This is a genomic window from Photorhabdus namnaonensis (assembly GCF_001684335.1).
Taxonomy (GTDB): Bacteria; Pseudomonadota; Gammaproteobacteria; order Enterobacterales; family Enterobacteriaceae; genus Photorhabdus; species Photorhabdus namnaonensis.
The window spans coordinates 81,527-83,754 of the sequence record NZ_LOIC01000086.1; the positions used below are offsets into that span (position 1 = coordinate 81,527).

1 protein-coding gene is annotated in these 2,228 nt (G+C 55.0%); it reads left to right on the forward strand.

What is annotated here, in order from left to right; translation table 11 throughout:
• The coding region (locus tag Phpb_RS26385) for a non-ribosomal peptide synthetase (RefSeq protein ID WP_205634807.1) at positions 1–2,228 on the forward strand (2,228 nt) is incomplete at both ends.

Genomic DNA, 2,228 nt, shown 5'->3' on the forward strand with positions numbered 1-2,228 from the left:
GCAACCGCCGCGCCGACTGGCGCATACCCCATTGTTCCAGGTGATGTTTGTCTGGCAGAACAATGAAAGCACGGACTGGGAACTGCCGAAGCTGGCAGTCTCACCGGTTGATCAAGCCGTTGATGTTGTCAAGTTTGATCTTGAACTGGGTTTGTCAGAAGAGGAGGGCCGGATTGTTGGGGCGTTGAACTATGCCGCCGCCCTGTTTGATCCATCGACAATGGAACGACAGGTGGAATATCTACGCGCGGTGCTGCAAGCGATGGCGGCTAACCCTCAACAGCCGGTTGGAGAAATTGATATTCTGTCTCCGACGGAGCGCAAGTTGTTGCTGGAAACCTGGAACGCCACGGAAACCGCGTATCCGAAGGCATTGTGTATTCATCAATTGTTTGAACAGCAGGTGGAGCAAACCCCGGATGCGATAGCATTAGTGTATGAAGATCAAACCCTCGGTTATGCGGAATTAAATGCCCGAGCTAACCGGCTGGCTCATCAGCTTATTGCGTTGGGCGTCGAGCCGGATCAGCGAGTGGCGATTTGCGTGTCACGTTCACCGACAATGGTGGTGGCGATATTGGCGGTGCTGAAAGCCGGTGGAGCCTATGTGCCGTTGGACCCCGCTTATCCGGGTGAACGTCTGGTGCATATCTTGCATGATGCGGCGCCGGCAGTGGTGCTGGCGGATAAGACCGGCTGGTCTGCATTAGGTGAGGAAACGCTGACCAGACTGGCAGTACTTGACCCGAATACCTTGCCTGATCAGCCGGACAGTAATCCTCAGATACCGGCGCTGACTTCCCGGCATTTGGCCTATGTGATTTATACCTCGGGTTCGACCGGGACGCCGAAAGGGGTGATGGTTGAACATAGTTCGCTCTTAAATCTACATGGCACGCTGACAGCGCGGGTGTTTGCGCCTTCATCTGCCTCTTACCGGGTTAGCCTGAACGCGAGTATGGCGTTTGATGCGTCATTGCAACATATACTGGGTCTGTTGAATGGCTATACGCTGGTGATTGTTCCACAAGATGTGCGAGTCGATGGAGCCGCCTTATTGCAGTTTTTAGCCACGACAGAGCTGGATGTGCTGGACTGTACGCCAATGCAATTAGAGATGTTGTTGGCGGCGGGGTTGTCTCACCATAAAAAAGCGTTGACGCTGTTGATTGGGGGGGAATCCATATCCACACAAACCTGGCAGACGATAGCCGGTATGCCGCAACTGACGGCCTACAATGTCTACGGCCCGACAGAATGTACCGTGGAGGTGACGTTGGCCTGTATAGAGCCGTCGCATCCTTATCCGACTATCGGTCGTCCGCTGGATAATATCCGTCTTTATTTATTGGATAACGGTGGTTACCCTGTGCCGTTGGGGGCGATAGGGGAGTTGTACATTGGCGGTGATGGTGTGGCGCGTGGCTACCTCAATCGCCCTGACTTGACGGCTGAACGGTTCCTGTCTGACCCATTTAGTGATAAACCTGATGCCCGCATGTACCGCACCGGGGATTTAGCCCGCTACCTGTCGGATGGCAACTTGGAATTCTTGGGCCGCAACGACCAGCAGGTAAAAATCCGCGGTTTCCGCATTGAACCGGGGGAAATTGAGGCTCGTCTGATAGAGCACCCGGGGGTGCGTGAGGCGGCGGTGCTGGCACTGGGGGATGGGCCAGATAAACGTCTGGTGGCCTATGTGGCGGCGCCAGTGGATGACGGGTTGGTGAATAGTTTGCGTACTCACCTGAGTAAAATGTTGCCTGACTACATGGTGCCGTCAGCCTTCGTGCGGTTGGATGCTTTCCCGCTAACGCCGAATGGTAAGCTGGATCGTCGGGCGCTACCGGCGCCGGACAGCGAGGCGTTTGCCCGTCAGATTTACGAAGCGCCTCAAGGGGAAATGGAAATCGCATTGGCGGCTATCTGGCGTGAGTTACTTGGCGTTGAGCGGATAAGCCGGCATGACCATTTCTTTGCCTTGGGGGGGCATTCACTGTTGGCGGTACGGATGATCAACCGGATAGCTGCTTTCGGTATCGAACTGCCGCTGACTACGTTGTTTAAATCCCCTTCGTTAAAGGCATTCGCGGAGGTCATGCAGGCCCGGAAGGGGCAATCGGATATTACCCTGCCAGCCATCGTGCCGATATCCCGCGAAGGAGAATTACCGTTATCATTTGCTCAACAGCGCTTGTGGTTCCTGGCGCAGCTTGATGGCGTTAGTG